Origin of the sequence: Bacteriovorax sp. DB6_IX (assembly GCF_000447775.1) — a bacterium.
Lineage (GTDB): Bacteria > Bdellovibrionota > Bacteriovoracia > Bacteriovoracales > Bacteriovoracaceae > Halobacteriovorax_A.
Window position 1 is genome coordinate 1 of record NZ_AUNJ01000087.1, and the last position, 17365, is coordinate 17365.

14 protein-coding genes are annotated in these 17365 nt (G+C 38.5%); 4 read left to right on the forward strand and 10 right to left on the reverse strand.

Going from position 1 to position 17365, the window contains the following annotated elements; translation table 11 throughout:
• Window positions 1-94 precede the first annotated feature (94 nt).
• The 9 genes from M901_RS02805 to M901_RS02845 form a co-directional block, all read right to left on the reverse strand.
• Complete coding sequence (locus tag M901_RS02805; protein ID WP_021276654.1) at window positions 95-463, reverse strand: response regulator; 369 nt, start codon at window positions 461-463, stop codon at window positions 95-97.
• A 2-nt stretch (window positions 464-465) separates the two neighbouring features.
• Window positions 466-1440 carry an NAD-dependent epimerase/dehydratase family protein gene (locus tag M901_RS02810; protein ID WP_021276653.1) on the reverse strand — a complete coding sequence of 325 codons (975 nt, stop codon included), beginning with the start codon at window positions 1438-1440 and terminating at the stop codon, window positions 466-468.
• Window positions 1437-3086 (reverse strand): fatty acid CoA ligase family protein, encoded by a 1650-nt coding sequence (locus tag M901_RS02815; protein WP_021276657.1) that lies wholly within the window; start codon window positions 3084-3086, stop codon window positions 1437-1439. The genes M901_RS02810 and M901_RS02815 overlap by 4 nt, the downstream gene beginning before the upstream one ends.
• Complete coding sequence (locus M901_RS02820) at window positions 3064-3939, reverse strand: alpha/beta fold hydrolase (protein WP_021276652.1); 876 nt, start codon at window positions 3937-3939, stop codon at window positions 3064-3066. The genes M901_RS02815 and M901_RS02820 overlap by 23 nt, the downstream gene beginning before the upstream one ends.
• Complete coding sequence (locus M901_RS02825) at window positions 3939-4970, reverse strand: 3-oxoacyl-ACP synthase III (RefSeq protein WP_021276647.1); 1032 nt, start codon at window positions 4968-4970, stop codon at window positions 3939-3941. The genes M901_RS02820 and M901_RS02825 overlap by 1 nt, the downstream gene beginning before the upstream one ends.
• Window positions 4971-4980: 10 nt before the next feature.
• Window positions 4981-6381, reverse strand: a complete 1401-nt coding sequence (locus M901_RS02830) for an NAD(P)/FAD-dependent oxidoreductase (protein ID WP_021276655.1) — start codon at window positions 6379-6381, stop codon at window positions 4981-4983.
• A 143-nt stretch (window positions 6382-6524) separates the two neighbouring features.
• Window positions 6525-6767 carry an acyl carrier protein gene (locus tag M901_RS02835; RefSeq protein ID WP_021276651.1) on the reverse strand — a complete coding sequence of 81 codons (243 nt, stop codon included), beginning with the start codon at window positions 6765-6767 and terminating at the stop codon, window positions 6525-6527.
• A gap of 10 nt (window positions 6768-6777) precedes the next feature.
• Window positions 6778-8013, reverse strand: a complete 1236-nt coding sequence (locus M901_RS02840; RefSeq protein ID WP_021276658.1) for a beta-ketoacyl synthase — start codon at window positions 8011-8013, stop codon at window positions 6778-6780.
• The gene (locus M901_RS02845) at window positions 8010-8693 is read right to left on the reverse strand and encodes a GbsR/MarR family transcriptional regulator (RefSeq protein WP_021276660.1); all 684 of its coding nucleotides are present in this window, start codon (window positions 8691-8693) and stop codon (window positions 8010-8012) included. The genes M901_RS02840 and M901_RS02845 overlap by 4 nt, the downstream gene beginning before the upstream one ends.
• Before the next feature lie 342 nt (window positions 8694-9035).
• Here M901_RS02845 and M901_RS02850 point away from each other — a divergent pair, with 342 nt between their 5' ends.
• From M901_RS02850 to M901_RS02865, 4 genes are all read left to right on the forward strand, one after another.
• Complete coding sequence (locus tag M901_RS02850) at window positions 9036-9914, forward strand: hypothetical protein (protein ID WP_021276650.1); 879 nt, start codon at window positions 9036-9038, stop codon at window positions 9912-9914.
• Between the two features lie 162 nt (window positions 9915-10076).
• Complete coding sequence (locus tag M901_RS02855) at window positions 10077-10367, forward strand: hypothetical protein (RefSeq protein ID WP_021276649.1); 291 nt, start codon at window positions 10077-10079, stop codon at window positions 10365-10367.
• 67 nt (window positions 10368-10434) lie between these two features.
• Window positions 10435-13530 carry a hypothetical protein gene (locus tag M901_RS02860; RefSeq protein ID WP_021276656.1) on the forward strand — a complete coding sequence of 1032 codons (3096 nt, stop codon included), beginning with the start codon at window positions 10435-10437 and terminating at the stop codon, window positions 13528-13530.
• Window positions 13530-16361 (forward strand): S8 family serine peptidase, encoded by a 2832-nt coding sequence (locus tag M901_RS02865; RefSeq protein ID WP_021276648.1) that lies wholly within the window; start codon window positions 13530-13532, stop codon window positions 16359-16361. Before M901_RS02860 ends, M901_RS02865 begins: the two co-directional genes overlap by 1 nt.
• A gap of 2 nt (window positions 16362-16363) precedes the next feature.
• Here M901_RS02865 and M901_RS02870 read toward each other — a convergent pair whose 3' ends face one another.
• The gene (locus M901_RS02870) at window positions 16364-17182 is read right to left on the reverse strand and encodes a TIGR02147 family protein (RefSeq protein WP_021276659.1); all 819 of its coding nucleotides are present in this window, start codon (window positions 17180-17182) and stop codon (window positions 16364-16366) included.
• Between the last annotated feature and the right edge of the window lie 183 nt (window positions 17183-17365).

A 17365-nucleotide genomic window follows, 5' to 3' on the forward strand; every position in this document is an offset into this window, starting at 1 on the left:
TGATAAGCAAAATATTTTAACGCAATTCCAAGTTGAGAATAATCTTCGTAGCCCAGCTAGTTTAAAATAAAAAGGCACCCACTGGGTGCCTTCTTTAATCTATTTCTTCTAATGCTTCTTTTATTTTATCGATATTAAATGGTTTGTTAAGAAGATAGTCAATATTAACAAAGTATTCTTTCTCATTCACAAGTTGAAGAAGGCTCATGGTTTGTCCTGATGAGAAGATGATCTTAAAGTTCTTTAGTTTCTCACGATGGATGGTTTCAAGAACTTCTTCTCCACTCATTTGTGGCATCATATTATCAAGAATGAGAAGATCAATATCTTTAACCTTGATCTTCTTTAGGGCTTCTTCTCCATTTTCAGCTGTGAGACATTTGTAATCTAATGATTCAAAAATCATTGTCAGTACATCTAGAATTTCTTTTTCGTCATCAACGATAAGAACTGTCTTGCTCAAAACTACCTCAATCTTTTTAATGATTCTTCGATTGTTATCTTTGGAGAGTATCCAAAGTCTCTTTCTGCCTTTTCATGACTAAAGTAGTGGGACGTTCCAAATTGGAGGGCCACAAATCTTGTCATTGGCGGATGTATATTAAATATTCTAAACGACTTTAGAAAAAATTCAATAACGGCACCAATTTTGTATGCCTTTGATAGAGAAATTGATTTCTTTACTGGGCCAAGGCCTTTACATGCCAAGAGTTGATCAATGAATTGCCAAAGATTGACGGGCTTTTCTTGACCAATAAAGTAGGCCTGACCTGCATTCTTCTTTGATGTGCATAGCTCTTTAAAAGCATCGATATGGGCCTTGGCAGCATTTTCTACATAGATAATATCGACAAGATTTTTTCTGTCTCCAACACTCTTAAGTCTTCCTGAAGATTGTGCTTCAACAAGTCTTGGAATTATATTTTTATCCCTCTCTCCATAAATTAAGTGAGGACGAATGGCCGTCACAGAGAATTTATCACTATTACTCTTTAAGACATACTCTTCGGCCAAGGCCTTTGACTTGGCATAGAGACTTAGAAATTCTTTAGGGTAGGGAATATCTTCATTTCCATTCTCAATAGAATCTCTGCCAAAGACAACACTTGGAGTACTCGTGTAGACAAATTTCTCAATTCCCACTTCCTGACAAATATCAACTAAGTTTTGGGTACCGATGGTATTGATCTGGTAAAAATCTTCCCACTTACCCCACATTCCAACTTTACTGGCAACATGGAAAACGGCCTCAATATCTTTGAGCGCCTCTCTTATTTCCCTTTCATTGGCCAAGTTTCCGCGTCTTGTTTTGACTTGGATTTTATCTAGCTCTTCACTGTGATTACGAGAGAAGTTAAAGACTTCGTGACCCTCTTCTACAAGCATTTCGGCAATATGATACCCTAGAAAGCCACTCGCTCCTGTGACTAGAATTTTCATCTCAAATCTCCACGAGAGGCCATCTCTGAGAGCTTCTTCCTATCAATTTTTATATTGTGTCTAATATCAACCGGAAAAGCATCACTAAAGAAGAAGTCCTCTATATTCTTAGTATGCGGATAGAGGGAACCTAGTTCCTTGAGCTCTTGAATGATTTTCTTTCTTTGGGCCTCTTTTGATAGGGAGGCTGATTTGGTCTCGATAACAATGGCCGCTTGAGTTTTATGATTCTTCTCAAGTTTTACCAGTGCCGATCGACGAACTTGTTGGTGATTATTGTAGATTGCTTCACAGGCAACAGAGTATTTAGTTTCTTGCTCTAGTTCAATACGATGTACTTTTCTTCCGTAGAACCAAAGTCTTCCTTGTTCATCTAATCTTCCAAGATCGCCCATCCTATGCCAAAATCCCTCACCATCTTTGATCTTCGCTTCAGCTGTTTTATCTGGTAGATCCAAGTAGCGAGGAGTCACAACATCACCTTTTACAATGATTTCTCCGACTTCGTTAGCAGCTAGAATTGTGGCCTGGTCAATTGTTTCTATAATATTGTCATGGGCCTTAATAATTTTCACCTCAAGCCCTGGGGTGGCCAGGCCTATGCATGTCCCCATACCTTTTCGAGAGTTATTTGCCAGAGAGTCATCACCAGCAAGTATTTCTCTTCCAGAGATATTCGCTACAGGAAGAGATTCTGTGGCACCATAGGGAGTATAGGTAGAGCCATTAGGTAAGATCTTTGCGAAACTCTCATGAAGCTCGTTTCTTACGGGAGCACCAAACATGACAACATACTTAACGGTGTCGAGAGTGAGCTTCTGCTTGAGGCAGTAGTCAGCAACTCTTTCCCAAATCGCTGGAGAGCCAGCGACAAATGTTGCCTTATTGTCCTTTATATTGGCGACTAAGGCCTGTGGATCACAAGTGGCCGGTTTTGAAGGATTCATATCTGGGATACAACTCGTCATACCCATTGACATTGTAAAGAATGAGAAGAGTGGAAATCCTGGTAAATCAATATCCTGATCAGTAAGGCCAAATATCTCTTGCAAGACATCGGTTTGTTTATTGAAAATCTTATGGGTGTAAACAACACCCTTTGGACGACCTGTTCCACCAGAAGTAAAGAGGATTGCCGCCATGTCATCAGGGGACTTCTCTTTCGTTTGAAACTCTAACCATGGCTTTTGTTTCATTTTCTTCACACTGTGAAGGCCTGGCCAAAGTTTTGGGCCGGTTGTGATAAAGACACGAATACTTTTAAAGGCCTTTCTATATATCAGTCTTATAAAATGAACTTCTGGTTCTGCGATAAGGGCATCTGGTTTAGCGCTTTCGATGGCCTTGAGAAGATTCTTCTTTCCCATTCCTGGGTCAATGAGAATAGGGATTGCTCCCATTTTAAAAAGAGCAAATGTTAGTGCTGGGAAATCCAGTGAAGGTCTGACAAAGAGAAGAACCTTATCTCCTTCTTTTATACCTTGTTGAGTTAATTTTACAGCATAGTGCATGCTCAATTTATTGAGGTCTTCAAAGCTTAGCTTCTCATAGAGATAGGTATAGTTTCTATCTTTAATTGGAAAGCGAACAGCGTCCTGAGTCGGACGAATTTTCGCCTGTTGCTCAATACGATTGGCTATATTCATTAAAGAAGTCTCCTATTTCTTTCACACAATTTTCTCTTTCATCTTCTAGAACATAGTGACCAGCATCGTTGTAAACGATATATTTTTCATCTGGATAAAAGTCCTTCCATCTCGCAAGAAAATTCATGTTGAAGCAGAAATCCTTGGCCCCCCAAATAAAGAGCTTAGGACATTTCACGTCTTTTAGACCCTTTTCAATAGAGTCTAGTTTAGACCAAGAGCGATGGCCTTCGTGAAGTGGGATATCTTGAACAAATTGTGCTGTAGCAATTCGATTCTTATAATTATTGTAAGGATAGAGGTATCCGCTTTTAATATCTTGATCTAGTTTCTTTTCTACGGCCATGAATGTTGCAGGCCATGCAAAGGCATTAAAGGCCCTTACCATTGGGGCACCAATAAGTGGAAGTTTACATAGGCCAATTCTAAAAGGAATGTCTTGTGACTTAAAGGCCGCTGTATTCATAAGAGTCATGCTCTTAACTCGCTCTGGCATTGCCGTTGCCACTCCCATTCCAATGGCCCCACCCCAATCGTGAACCACTAAGCTAAAGTTCTCAATTTCCAGATGCTCAATTAATTTAATAACGTTCGCAATATGATTTTCCAGTGTGTATTCAAAATCTTGAGGTTTATCACTAAGACCACATCCAATATGATCTGGGACAATACAACGATAATTTTCTTTTAACCCTAAAATCACATTTCGATAGAAGAATGACCAAGTCGGGTTTCCGTGTAACATGATAACCGGATGACCTTGACCTTCATCGACATAGTGAAGTTGATGTCCGTTAATATTTAAGAAATTATCTTTAAATGGGTAGTATTTCTTCCAATTTTGATTCTTCATTACCATTGTACTCCTAGAACGATAGAGGAGAGTCCACTACCAATTCCTACTAAGACAACTTTGTCGCCTTTTTTAATTCCCTCATTGTCATTTTTAAGGGCCAGGGTAACAGGCAGGGCTGCTGAACCTGTATTTCCTAAGAAAGGAAATGTGTCATATGTTGGTCTCTTGTGAAGGTTGAGTTTTGAGAGAACGATTTCTTTATGGGCCTTTCCTACTTGGTGACCAATAACGAGATCAATTTCTTCTTCATTCCAACCAAGAGATTCACGGGCCTTATCCCATGTTTTCTTAGCTAAGATTTTTCCATGTTCAAGAAGTTTTTCTGAGTCCGTCTCCATGAATAGAGAGTTAGGGTCTCCATCTCCTTGGCACAATTCATTTGCCGTTGAATCAGTCATCACTGCACCTGAGATTAGCTTTGGTCCTTCTGGGCAAAGATCTTTGTGAGTTAGGACATAGGCCACGGCCGCTGATCCAATTGTTAAATTGGCAAAGTATTTTTTGATGGACTTTCTCGTGATACTCTCATCGCTATTAAGTCGCTTGATTGTTTCTTCTAAGAGTGGGCCACCATTTTCACCTGAAACAATAAGGGCCCTTTTAATTTGTCCCGTTTCAATCATATTGGCCGCTACGACCCAAGAATTTACCATACCTAAGCAGGCGTTGGAGAGGTCAAAGATTGTGCATTCATCTTTTAGTTTGAGGTTTCCGTGAACAATGGAAGCTGTCGAAGGCTCAAGAAAGTTACGGCAAACTGAGCTGTGAATGAGGATATCAATATCTTCAGCTTTTACTCTTCCTTTGTTAAAGAGGTTCCTTGCCGCTTGTGAAGATAGGTCACTTGGAAGTGTTCCTGTTGGCCAAACTCCTCTTTCTTTAATTCCCGTCATTAACTCAAGTCTTCCCTCTGGAAGTCTTAATCTCTTGTAGATAGGGGCGAGTAGTTCTTCCATTTTTTGGGAGCTTATTTTTTCCTCTGGAAGATAGAGACCGTAGTCTTCGATTACGACATTATTAAATTTCATCATTTATTCCTTATTCCATCAATCCATGGAGGTTTGCCATCGAAATTCCTGAGAGCATAGCTCCTACAATTCCTAGAAAACCTTGATCTGTTCCACAGAGATAAAGTCCTTCAATTGAAGTTCTTCCATCTCTTAACTTATCTGTGGAGCCATAGACTGTTCCTTCAAAGTGTCCGGTGTATCGCTCTATAGTTGTTGGCGTAAAGACATCTTTAAAGAGAATGTTGGCATCAAAACCAGGGGCGATTCTTTTTATTGTTTCAATTGATTTTTCAAAGAGGTCATTCTTATGCTCAAGATAAACTTTTCTCTCAAGTTCTTTCCAAAGTTTATAATTGGCCATGTAAGTAATTCTTGCAATACCTTCACCTTCAACAAAGTCATCATCGTGTTGAAAGTTATTAGGAAAACATGCCACCGCACTTGTGTGATCAAAGAGAGTTTCTGGTTTGCGGTAGTTATAAGTATCACTTTCGTTATAGAAGACAATCGTATGATCGAAACCAAAATCAGTTGGCTTCTTATCAAGGCAGGCGATTGATTCACAAAAACTTAGGGGACCAACCGCAGGTGATTTTTCATTAGTAATTGTTGGACTTTCCTGTGTGACGGCCATTGTTTCAGGATGCCCCATACTTGAGATGACTTTGTCACATTCAAGGATGGTACCATCTTTTAGTTCGACACCCTTTACCTTATCTCCACTGTGGATGACTTTCACCACCTCTGCCTTAAATATCAACTCGCCACCAACGGCCTCATACTTATCCATGAGAAGGTTGAGAATTGTTCTCACACCACCATTTGGTCGGCAAAACCCTTCAAGATAGATACTCTTAAACATGATAACGAATTGAGAGAAGTCCATATCATTTTCCCAAGCTGATCCATAGATCAGTAGGGGGCAAAAGATCATCTCTATAAGTTGAGAGTCTTTAATGAATTTCTTGGCCACGTCTTTGGCCATATAGGTCTTATTATCGAGAGCAACTTCGTTAAATTCTTCGATATATTGAACAAACTTATTAAAGTTATCTATTTCATGGGGAAACTTCTGTGCGATTTCGGTCCTAAAGACTTCAAAATCATTAGTGAACATAAGTTTCTCGCTAGGGAATTGAATAAGAGAAGACTTCTGCTCACTCAACTCTAGCGCATCCCATGGAATTCTTAATTGTTTTAGTAATTTCGTGAGAGGCTTTCTCTTCGTTCCCTTGGGAACAAAGTTTGTCATAGCATGTAGGCCAACATCAAATTTCCTCTTTCCTCTCTTGTAGTAAGAGTTGAGGCCTCCGGTTAGAAAGTGTTTCTCTAGGATACAAACTTTCTTTCCAAACATTGCTAGTCTTATGGCAGCAGCTAGTCCGGACATTCCTGCACCGATAACTATTGTGTCGTATTTCTTTGTCATTTTTTTACTCGTTCTGTGGAGCTTTGTTGCGAAGATTGTCTCCGCATACAGCGGGGTCGTCAAAATCAGCTTTACTGTTTTTTCTGACGCCCGCGTGATGCTAAAGCTCCGACGTCAAAGTGTTTTGCACTTTGACGCTGGCATTAGAATTTTGGTGTAAGGTATTCTACACAACTATTCATTGTTGCAAGTTGTGGGTAGTCTTCCTGTGGAACTTCTACTTTATGTCTCTTTTTAAGTTCCATAACGATGTCTAGGAAGTCCATTGAATCCAAGTCTAGTTGTTCTCTTAGTGGTGTTGCATCATCAATTGTTGTCACATCATCATCAACTGCGATGTCTGCAATAATGTCTACTACGATTTGTCTAACGTCTTGAGCTGTCATTCTATTCTCCTTATTTATATTTCTTTAGAATTAAGACTGAGTTAATACCTAGCATTCCAAATGAGTTATTTAATATATAATCAACTTCGCATTTCTTTGGTTCGTCTAGAACAAGCCCATCAAAGGCACATTCAGGATCAATTTCTGTAATCTTGTGGCATGGATGGATAAGGTCGTCTTCAAAACTTAGAAGGTTTCCTGCAAGCTCGAGAGCTCCAGCTGCACCCATTGCGTGACCAATAAGTCCTTTTGTACAGTTCACATTAACTTCTGGACAGTCTTCAAAGAATTTCTTGATTCCACTCATTTCTTGAATGTCACCCATCTTTGTTCCTGTGGCGTGAAGATTAACGATATTGATATCTTGTTTTGTTATTCCTGCTTTCTTAATCGCCTCTTCCATACACTGCATTTGTCTCTCAGGGTTAGGAAGAACAAAATCAGTGGCATCACTATTAATATGATGTCCAACAATTTCAGCATAGATCTTAGCTCCTCTTGCCAGAGCGTCTTCTAGTCTCTCTAGGGTATAAACACATCCACCCTCAGAGATCACAATCCCATTTCTTCCCATATCAAGTGGCTTTGAGGCCAGAGATTGATCTTCTGGGTTTGAAGCAAGAGCTCCTTGGGCCATGAATGAAACATGGTTTCCAAAACTATTTGATGATTCACTTACACCACCTGCGAGGGCCACATCGACTTCTCCGAGTTGAAGCATTTGCATGGCCTGGATAATTCCCATATTTCCGGCCGCACAGGCCGCTCCAATAGTGTAGTGAGGACCAGTGATACCAAGATTGAGGGAAACTTCACCGGCCGGGTTATTGGCAACTGTTCTTGGATTGTGGTGGTGAGTCCATAGAGTTGGATCCTCATCATTATTCTTGTAGAATTGGTAGAGTTCTTCTTCTGTTTCCACTGGCCCATGTTCAGTGATACCAAGATAAATACCAATTCTATTCTTATCAAGTGTCGCGATATCGAGATTGGCATCATCTAGTGCTTCTTTAGAACAGTAAACACTAATTCCACCAACGCGAGTTCCACGCTTTCTCATCTTTCTTTTTTGGTGCTTTGTCTCGTCAAAGTCACACTTACCAACAGGAATTTTCCCAAGGAAGCGAACTTCTTCTTCTGTGATTCCTGATTTTTGCTCAAGAAGAGCACTTCTGTATTCTTTAATATTATTTCCATTAGGGGCCGTTAATCCCACACCTGTAATAACTACTCTTGAAAGGTTCACCTTTTTTCTCCTGAGGCATCAAGCCAACCGTTAAGTTTATTTTGAAATGTATTCTTTATTTGATTCTTAATTTGCTCTGTGGCCACTTCGACTTTTGGAATACCCGCCTGCATGAATGAGGCGAATTGTGGCAGCTTCTCTATGACTGGATATGGATTCTTTAATTCATCACTAACATTGACGATAACTTCACATAGTGTTCTCGCAAAAGTTGATGTGGCAAGAATTGTTGAGAGTCTCTTCTTACGAGGCTCGTCGTCTACAATTTTAAGGGCCTCACTGGCCATGACTTCAAACTCTCGTAGATACTCGAGCTCTCTTTTTCTAATAACACTTGAGACGACTTTAAGAGCATCATCTTTAGCATAGTGAAGTTTTAGTCTCTTAAGCTCACGGTGATCACGACTCTCAATCATCGAGTATTGGGCCAGGGTTTTTAGTGATTGGGACACGGCACTTTGAGAGAGCCCTAGCTTTGTCTCAATTTGCTCAGATGTCAGTGGTTTCTTCGAAAAACAAAGAAGACCAAAGATGGCCCCATCAATTCTTTTAAAACCAACTCTATTAAAGAAGCTTTCAAAGTGAGGGAGCTTCTCAATTAGCTCATCTTCAATCACTTTATGGTCAATCAGATCCTGTTGATCCATCTCGCCATTGATTGTCTTTGTGATTTTGTCCATGAGTTTGCCTCTTATGCACTAAACGTTTGTAATTCTTCAAATATTTCAAAAATAAAATATAAGAAATATTAGCGGTTCGTAACACAGAGATAAAGACCTTAAGTGTCATTAAATCATAGGTTTAGGTGCATTATGGCACCATGAAAAAATAATCTGACAAAATGGCTCCAGTTCTCATCGCGTCAAATGGTCAAAGTGATTCCAAAAGCTTAGCAAAAGTTGGCACGGCAATTGTATAAAGTTTTTACACTAACTATTAAACAAGAAGTTTATAGGATATAACGCGTTCCAACACAACTAACATTGTATTGGAAAACTAAATACATTGAGAGAGAGGGTTTTATGAAAAAGAATTTAGTAAAAGGAATCAAATCATTAGCACTTTTATCAACTGCAGCAGTAGTTCTTACTTCATGTGGTGGATCAGGTGGTGGAGGTAGTACTTCAACTTATGGAAAGTATACGTCACCATATATCACTGCTAGTGGTTTTGTTAATGCACTTAACAATGTTGATCCAATTTCAAATCCACTAAACTACATCGACAAAACAGAGGCAGAGACTCTAAGAAATGATGGGAGATGGTTTGTTTATTATGATGCTGAGTATGATCACGAAGTAGCAGTCGATCTTAACTACCTAAGATCAATCGCTTACTGGGACTATTACTCATCTAATAACAACCTTGCTAGAGAGTTTAGAAATATCCAACTAGATGACGAAATCGATTACGGAGATATCGGAGATCTTTATGGTGATTACTATGAGCCAGTAGATGTTGTTGGTTATGACTATGGAACAAATGAATTTATCTATGAAGGTGTATGGTCAGGTGAGCTATACGAAGACGAAACAGAAACAACTGATACAGGTCTTCTTGCAGCACAATCTGAAGATACAGAGCTTTTTGACAAAGCATCTTCTTACTCAGTTGCTTTCAAGCTTCCAGCGAAAAAAGCTCTTGAGCTAGTAACAATGGAAAAAGAAGTTAAGAGAATGCTTAAGTCTGCTTCAGCAGGAGAGCTTCTTGAAGAAGATCAAAAAGCGATCACTAAGAATATCGAGCACTTCACAGGTAAGACAATGGCCGAATTCGAAGCTGCTAAAGAAGATGCAGGTAAGAGAGAGCAACTTATTGAAGAAGTTTCTGCTCACCTAGGAACTCCAGGAAGTAACCTTGAAAACGTTATTCTTCCAGAGCTTCTAAGCATCGATCTATAAGAAATCGTATACCAATTCCCGAATATTTAAAGGAGGTCTTAGGGCCTCCTTTTTTTTGTCTAAAATTTAGACACCTCTAGTATTTTCTACACTCGTTCAAGATTTCGTCTCAATAAAGGATATTCTGAATCAAACCATTATTTATTTGAGAGGAGTATTCTTATGCGTCTGGTTCTTATTTTAACTTCAATTCTATTTTCAGCTCAGTCATTTGCTTTTGGAGTGGATAGCTGTGAGCGCGAAGTGGCCGCTAAGATACTGACTATAAAGGAAGTTGATATCAAATTAGAGAAGTTGGCCTCTCTTACTGAAGATCGAAGTCGTATTAATACCAGGGCCGAAATTAGGGCCATTAATAGTGAAAATACGATCTATTTCCACGCTCATCAGATGGCAGAAACTGTATGTGATGGTCTTAATCCTATTAAGAAACTTCCTCGTGAAGATGAGTAGGGAAGCTTCGTTCTGGCACATAAATTGCAAAATACTTAGAAATCAATAATCAAACGATGGATTAATTATGAAGAGACTTTTCTTATTGCTATGCCTATTTCAAATCACTGTCTTCGCTGAATATGCGAGGGTTTCTGTTGATGGTAATGGGCTTCCTGCAAATGACTTAGTTTCTGAGGAATACGGCATGCTTGATCCTGAGATGGCCTTAATGCTCTCTCAAGAAGAAGGTCTTGATCTTTCAAAGCTTAATCCAGAAATTAGTGATATTTGGGATGGAAGAGATAATTTTCTTGCCAATAATTTTGATGAGAATCTACCAATTGAAAATGACGATACTGTTGTCTATGGTGGTTCTATCAAGTCACCGACAGGAATTATGAGATTTAATGCGGTGATGGGAGATAAGAGATTTCAAATCCACCTCAGTAAGAAACTTCATACAATCCTTTTAAGAAAGAACCTTTTAAGAAAGCTTGGATATATTGTTCCATCAATGAAGTATCTTAAAAGTCTTACTGTTCAATTTGAAACTGAAGAGGCCAAGAATAACTTTAAAGATGTTGAGCTCGTCTCAGATCTTATTGCTTCATCAACCAGATGGATTATCGCGGAGACACCAACAAGTGTGACTCTTCAAGATATCTTCGTCAAGATGCCTCAGGCGACAGACTTCTACGATATTGCTCTTACAATGGTTCCGGGACAATTAGAGTCACGTTCTCTAAGATCAGCAATTATCCCTTATGCTCTTGCAGATATGGGAGAGAGTATTAATAAGCTTTCTTATAAGGCCGCTAAGATTAGTAATAATCACATTATTCTTGCTCATGATACTGAAGCGAATTTCAATGCAACACTTGATGATCTTAAATGGATGGGAAGAAAGCTTGCCAAGCTTACACGCAGTGACTTTCAAGAGATCGTGAAGAATGCTCACTATCCACAAATTGTCTCACAGATTCTTGTCGAAAAGCTCATTGCCAGAAGAAATAGTATTCTTAAGACAATCGGTATCGACTATAAAGAAATGAGTTATAAGAAAGATCTTGAACTTCCGGGAATGGAGAAGGGTTATCTTCATACTCAGGAATTCCAAGGTTATGCTTCAAGATTCTCTCATGGTATGCAAAAGGGCCCTCTTGATGATTTTTGGCGTTATGTCGTATCAGAAGTTCAATCAAGTGCGATCTCATCACTTGCTGATTACGCCAATGACTATCTCAAGGCAGTGGACTTTGGAGAGGAAAGACTTGATTGGACAATTAAAGACTTCAAAAAATACAAAGATTATGCGATCGAGGAATTTACGAGAACGGGAGAGTTTCCGGCACTACCATTTCAAAAATGGTCAGCTCCGTTATTAGAAGGAAAGCTCAATCTCGGACGTGATATAGTCATCGGTGGTTCGTTGGGAACTGATAATTTTGTTCAGCTCGCAGATACCGCTGGATTTGGTTTTAACCTCGGTGCCTATGTGGGGCTAGAAAGAGTTTTCTCACAGCTTGTCCACGGAAATGCTATTCCAAAAATTGGCGTCAATGTTAACTATACACACGTTAAGCCGATCTCATCTCTTAAAGAAGCTCTAAAGGAGCCTTATAAGAATATTCTTGTTAATTTTTTAACTAAGAGAGTTCAAAGAAGACTTGGAAATATTCGCGATGGACAAGAGCTTGAACTTGAAGATCGTTATGAAATGATTGCTAAGAACTTTAAGGAAATTAGTGAGAATCTAGGAGTCGGAGAGTCGTTAATTATCTCTGAAGATGTGGTTCCTGATATGTCTGTGACACTAAGAGGCCCGCTATTTGATGGTGGTTCAAGCTTCTATGTTCAAGGAGGGGCAAAGTATAAGACTCTTAAGAGAATCCAGATTTTTAGAAAATCAAGACACCAATTCCAAGTTTACTTCGATGATGGAAACCTCAGAGAGATCTATGGAAATGGTGGGATAACATATTTTATTCCTGTCTTTACAGGAGCTGTGAAGAAGTCTGTCGGTAATATGACTGTGAACTTCTTTGATCTTAATCTTAACCCTGATTTAGAAGAGAACCCTGATTTTTATAAGAATGTCACAAAACTTTACTCAATTATCCAAGATAGAACACTTGAGTCAGTTGGTGATGCTCCTGTTCAAATTGAAAGTAAGATCAATGATAGAAGCGGAAGCTTTAATTGGCTTTTCTTTGTTCATAAAACAGCGAGAAAATTACAAGATCTCTTCATTAAGTTCACTGGAGCTAAGGATACTGGTTATATCGTGACTAGCTATGGAAGCCAAACGGGAACAAACTATGTTCACTTCTTAAAAACTATTGCCAATTATTATTTAAGAGATATTTTTGAGGGATTCTCATTTAGTTCAAACCCATTTGCAAATGCTGGACGTACTTTCAAAGGAAAATCAAAAACTCTCGATATGAGATTTGAAGCGAAAGTTAAGGATACTAATGCTCCCATGACATTAGATAATCTTTATTCAAAATATATGATGTATACCTACCGCTATGAGGGGGGAGATACGACTGAGAAGAAGCTTTGGAAGAAATTAAAAGACTTTAATGAGAAATTTAAGAAAGATCTCTTCTCGAGAGCGGATGCTCAGGATGCTGGGGCCATGCTAACTTATAAGGTTCAGGCCAATCTCCATTTCTATGAAAAGGCCGTAGAGAAATTATTGTCACTAACAGATGCTGAGTTTAAGGCATTAGGTAAGGAAGTGGCCAAGTCTTATGGAAATGAATACCGTTGTCGCTATAGTCGAAATAATGACAACAACTCAAATATGACGATCTCTCAAGAGATTCAATGTGGAGACCTTGATTATATTAGAAGACTTAGGTCTCGTTGTAATAAGTATTATAGAAAACAAAAACTTGTTAAGGCCCATAAGTGTGTGGCCGAGTACGGAAGATATTTTGCCAAGTATATGGACTTTGAGGTTCTAAGTGATCTCTTAGGAAAAGAGAATCTTTACCTAGAATCTTCGATCAATGGATTTAGAAGAAATCACGAGTATCTCTATCGTCCAATTTATGGAAATACTTTTGGAAGACAGAATGGACAATTTACAGACGGGCCTATTGCCGCCATCAGAAAGTTCCTCGGAATTATGAAAGGAGAGATGGAAGGTAACTGGTTTAGAGTGAGGCTATAATGAGTAAGAAGCATTTAATTACAGCACTTTTATTATCGGCAACTCTTAACGTCTCAGCAAAGATTTCTGAAGATATCTCACTTGTTGATAAGCAGTGGGGACTTAAGAATACTGGTGTTGAATATACAAGAAAGGACGGCGAGTTCACTCGCGATATCATTCGTGGAAAGGTTGGTTTCGATATTAACCTTCCTGAGGATATTGAATCATTGGCCCAGAACTCTCAAGAGACAATTGTCGCTGTTATTGATACTGGGGTTGATATTGATCATCCTGATCTTAAAGAAAGAATTTGGGAGAATCCTGAGTGTAAGGGAAAAACTCCTGAACAAAGAGCTAAAATGAGTTGTTTCGGACTCAATGTTCTTGATAGTAATGGTGATGTTTTGGATACTGTGGGACACGGTACCCATATTGCTGGTGTTATTGCCTCTGTGGCCAATAACTATGGAACAAGTGGGATGACACACTCTAAAGTTAAAATCATGCCTATGAAGGCCGCGAGAAGCCAATTTCGTGGTTATACAGTCAATGGACAACTTACTTCGGAACTTATGGCCAGTGCGGTTATGTTTGCACTTAGAAATGGTGCCAAGGTTATTAACTTAAGTCTTGGTTATCCAAAAGTCATTGTTTCGCCAAAAGTGCTTGCGACATTTGATTATGCTCAGAAAAATGGTGTGGTAATTGTGGCCGCAGCTGGAAATAATAATAAGAATAAACCTGTATTTCCTTGTAACTTCCCAGGTGTTATCTGTGTTGGTGCTATGGATGCTGCTGGAAATAAGCTTCTAAGTTCAAACTATGGACATAAAGTTGATATCTATGCTCCAGGAGAGAATATCATCAGTACTATTCCACAAGGTTTAGAGTCTGAGATTATTCGAGTCAATGGTTATGATGCAAGAAATGGAACATCTCATGCTTCTCCTTTCGTGGCAGGGCTTGCGGCACTGCTTAAGTCACAAGATCCGAATATGCCTGTTGCTGAAGTTAAGAGACGAATTCTTGCTAATGCCAAAATGATTAAAGCTCAGGATGGCAAGGTCTATCCTTTTATCGATGTTAAAAATACTCTTAATAATACAAATAAGAACTCAGTTCTTCTTGATCTTAAAAATGTTGATGAAGTTAGTGTTGATGGTGAGGGGAGATTTGAGCTAAAAATCCCAATCGCAAAGGCAACGACAAATTTTAATTTCTATGTAAAGAGTCAAGATCAAGATTTAAGTTTTGAATCTAATGCAGAGGCAAAGGCCATGGCCATTGATGTCGCTGAGACAAATGAGATTCTTCTAAAGGGTGTTGTTAAGAATCTTTTAAGCTCAGCAGATAAGCAAATGGAGCTCGTGATTGTTCAAAATGGGTCTGAAACAAAGTATCTTGTTGATATAGATTTTAATATGGTTTCTGTTGAAACATCAAAAGCCCCTGTCCTTGGAATACCGGCCCAGGCGATTGTTAAAATCACAAAATATTATAAGAGATCTTCACTGCAAAGAGTGCTTGAGAGAGACTCTCATAAGCAGACACAAGATCTTTTCTTTCCAAATCCTTCAAAGAAGAACGAGGTTATTCTATTAAAAGAGCAGGCGAATCGATTTATACCTATTAAGCTTAAGCTTGAAAAAATGTCCGAAATTAGCTCCGTCATCAAAGTTGATATTAATCTTGATGGTGAGAAGGATTACTTTGTCTACGGGGCAACTGAGGATAAGAGAAAGTATTTCTTTGCTTATTTTGATAAGGATGGAAAGCCTCTTTTTTCAAAGAATTATTGGTTACTTCCATCGACTCGTTTTGGCGGTCTTCCCTTTGTCAGAGGTTTTGAAAAATTCTCTTATATCAAAGTAAAGACTCAGGACTTTGGTGAGTTCCTTGCTCCTTTAATTGTCAGAGAGTGGGACCTTCCTTTTGTCGATAATAGCGAGGATCCAATAGATAGATTGCTGCTCGATAAGAAGAAACGTGGTTACTACCTACTTCCAGAAGTTAATGAAAAGTTTGTTGAGTTAAAGCTTAGAACAATTGATTCATATAATAATATCACACGTCTTAGAAAAGAGCTGGGAGTTAATGCTTTTGATACCCTTGATATCGCTCATATCATTAATCAAGACGAAGGTGAAAAGAGCGCTGGTGTTGTTAGGACAACATATGTTTATGGTGAAGGCTTTAGAAAGAAAACTGCTATTGTCGAGTTTTCATCACCAGATCAGTTTAAGATCGTGACTAAGAATCTTGGTAAGAATGTTGATAAGAATGATTACTCTCGTTTTAGATCAAGTGCTGATAAGACTTTTTCTGATGAGTTAATGTTTGTCAGGCTCTTTAAGAGAAATCTTCTTAGAGTTTCAAATACTGAAGCATCACGCTCTTTTAATTTAAAATCTGAAACTTGGGAAAACCCAATTGTAGGAACTGTAGAGGTTTTTACTAATGGTGAAGGAAAGAGAAATTACTTTATTGAAAGTCGTTATAAAATCTTTTCAGTCACTGAAGAAAACGGACTGGTGAGTTCTATGAGTGCTCTACCTGTTAATAGAGAATCGAGTTACCCAGGATTGTCTTTTTCACAAAGCTTTCAAGGAGTCAGTCTTGGAGATGGGCATGTGGGAGTTTTCACTGATACGAAGTCAATCTATGGTGAAACTGTTAGTGTGATGACAAATGTTGATAATGAGTTTATTAGGCCAGTAAAGTTTAATATTCTTATGAAGCCTAATTGTGTTTCTATCGGACAAAGTGAAATTAAAGGAAGCTCAATGCTTCAAATGCATTGTACGAATGGAAAGAATTCATGGATTGAGAGACAGAAGTTAAGCTTCTAAGCTTATTTTGTCATTGGGAAGAATTGAAGGGCCGTAAGGTAAACATCACTTTCTTTACTTGAACTTGAATTTGTATCAAATTCAGAAACAAAAATATCTAATAATTCAATAAGACGTTGCTTTGCTTTAGCGACGTCTTCTTTTTTCACAACAATCATTCGATATTCTAATGAGCGTAGATTGAAATCAATTTGATAACTATCCTTGGCAAAGGCCATGAAGTCATTGTGAAGATGCTTAAAGTAGCGGCTATCAACTTTCGAAGGGATGTAGTCATTATTAATTTTTAGGGCACCATCTGAATAAGTAATGAGTTTCTTATCCTTCATATCCTCAAGAACTTCACCATAGTTCTTATAGCTAGAAGGGAAGCGCGCCTTATTATTTAGCCACAAATTATCTTCTTTGAGATCATTCCACTTTGTGGCCTCTCTAAGAAGTCCCATTTCCCAACGAAATTCAATAGGGCGGTTTTTATCTTCGAGATCATTATCTTGATTGACATTACCGTTATCCATTAGAAAGACAACCAGTTCTTGATCGTCCTTGGCCTGCTTTTGTATCTTGACCAATTTTCGAAGGTAGTCTTCTTCTTTCTTATCAAGTTCGAGATTGACCACAAGCTTATCCAGAATACTCTTTCCGGCGTGTCTTTGGCCTTTAAGGATCATGGTAAGGCCAGATATACTTGAGAGACCGATTTGTTCGGCCCATTTACCATAGGTGTAATTACGTTTTGTGGCCTTCTGATGCTCAAAAACATCATTTAACAGCTTTCTGTAATCCTTATATTTGAATATATCAATCTCTTTGATTTTCATTACTTACCTGATCGGAACAGCTTTTGAGATTATTTAGGGAAAATTCACATTTTCTGTGAATGTAAAAAGGAAAAGGTCGTCAGCATAAAGTTGAATAAATAGCTCGGATAAGTATTATGCTCACTACCTAATAAATAAGGGAATTGCCCTTTATTACTGACAATTGAGAGAGCATAGCATGAT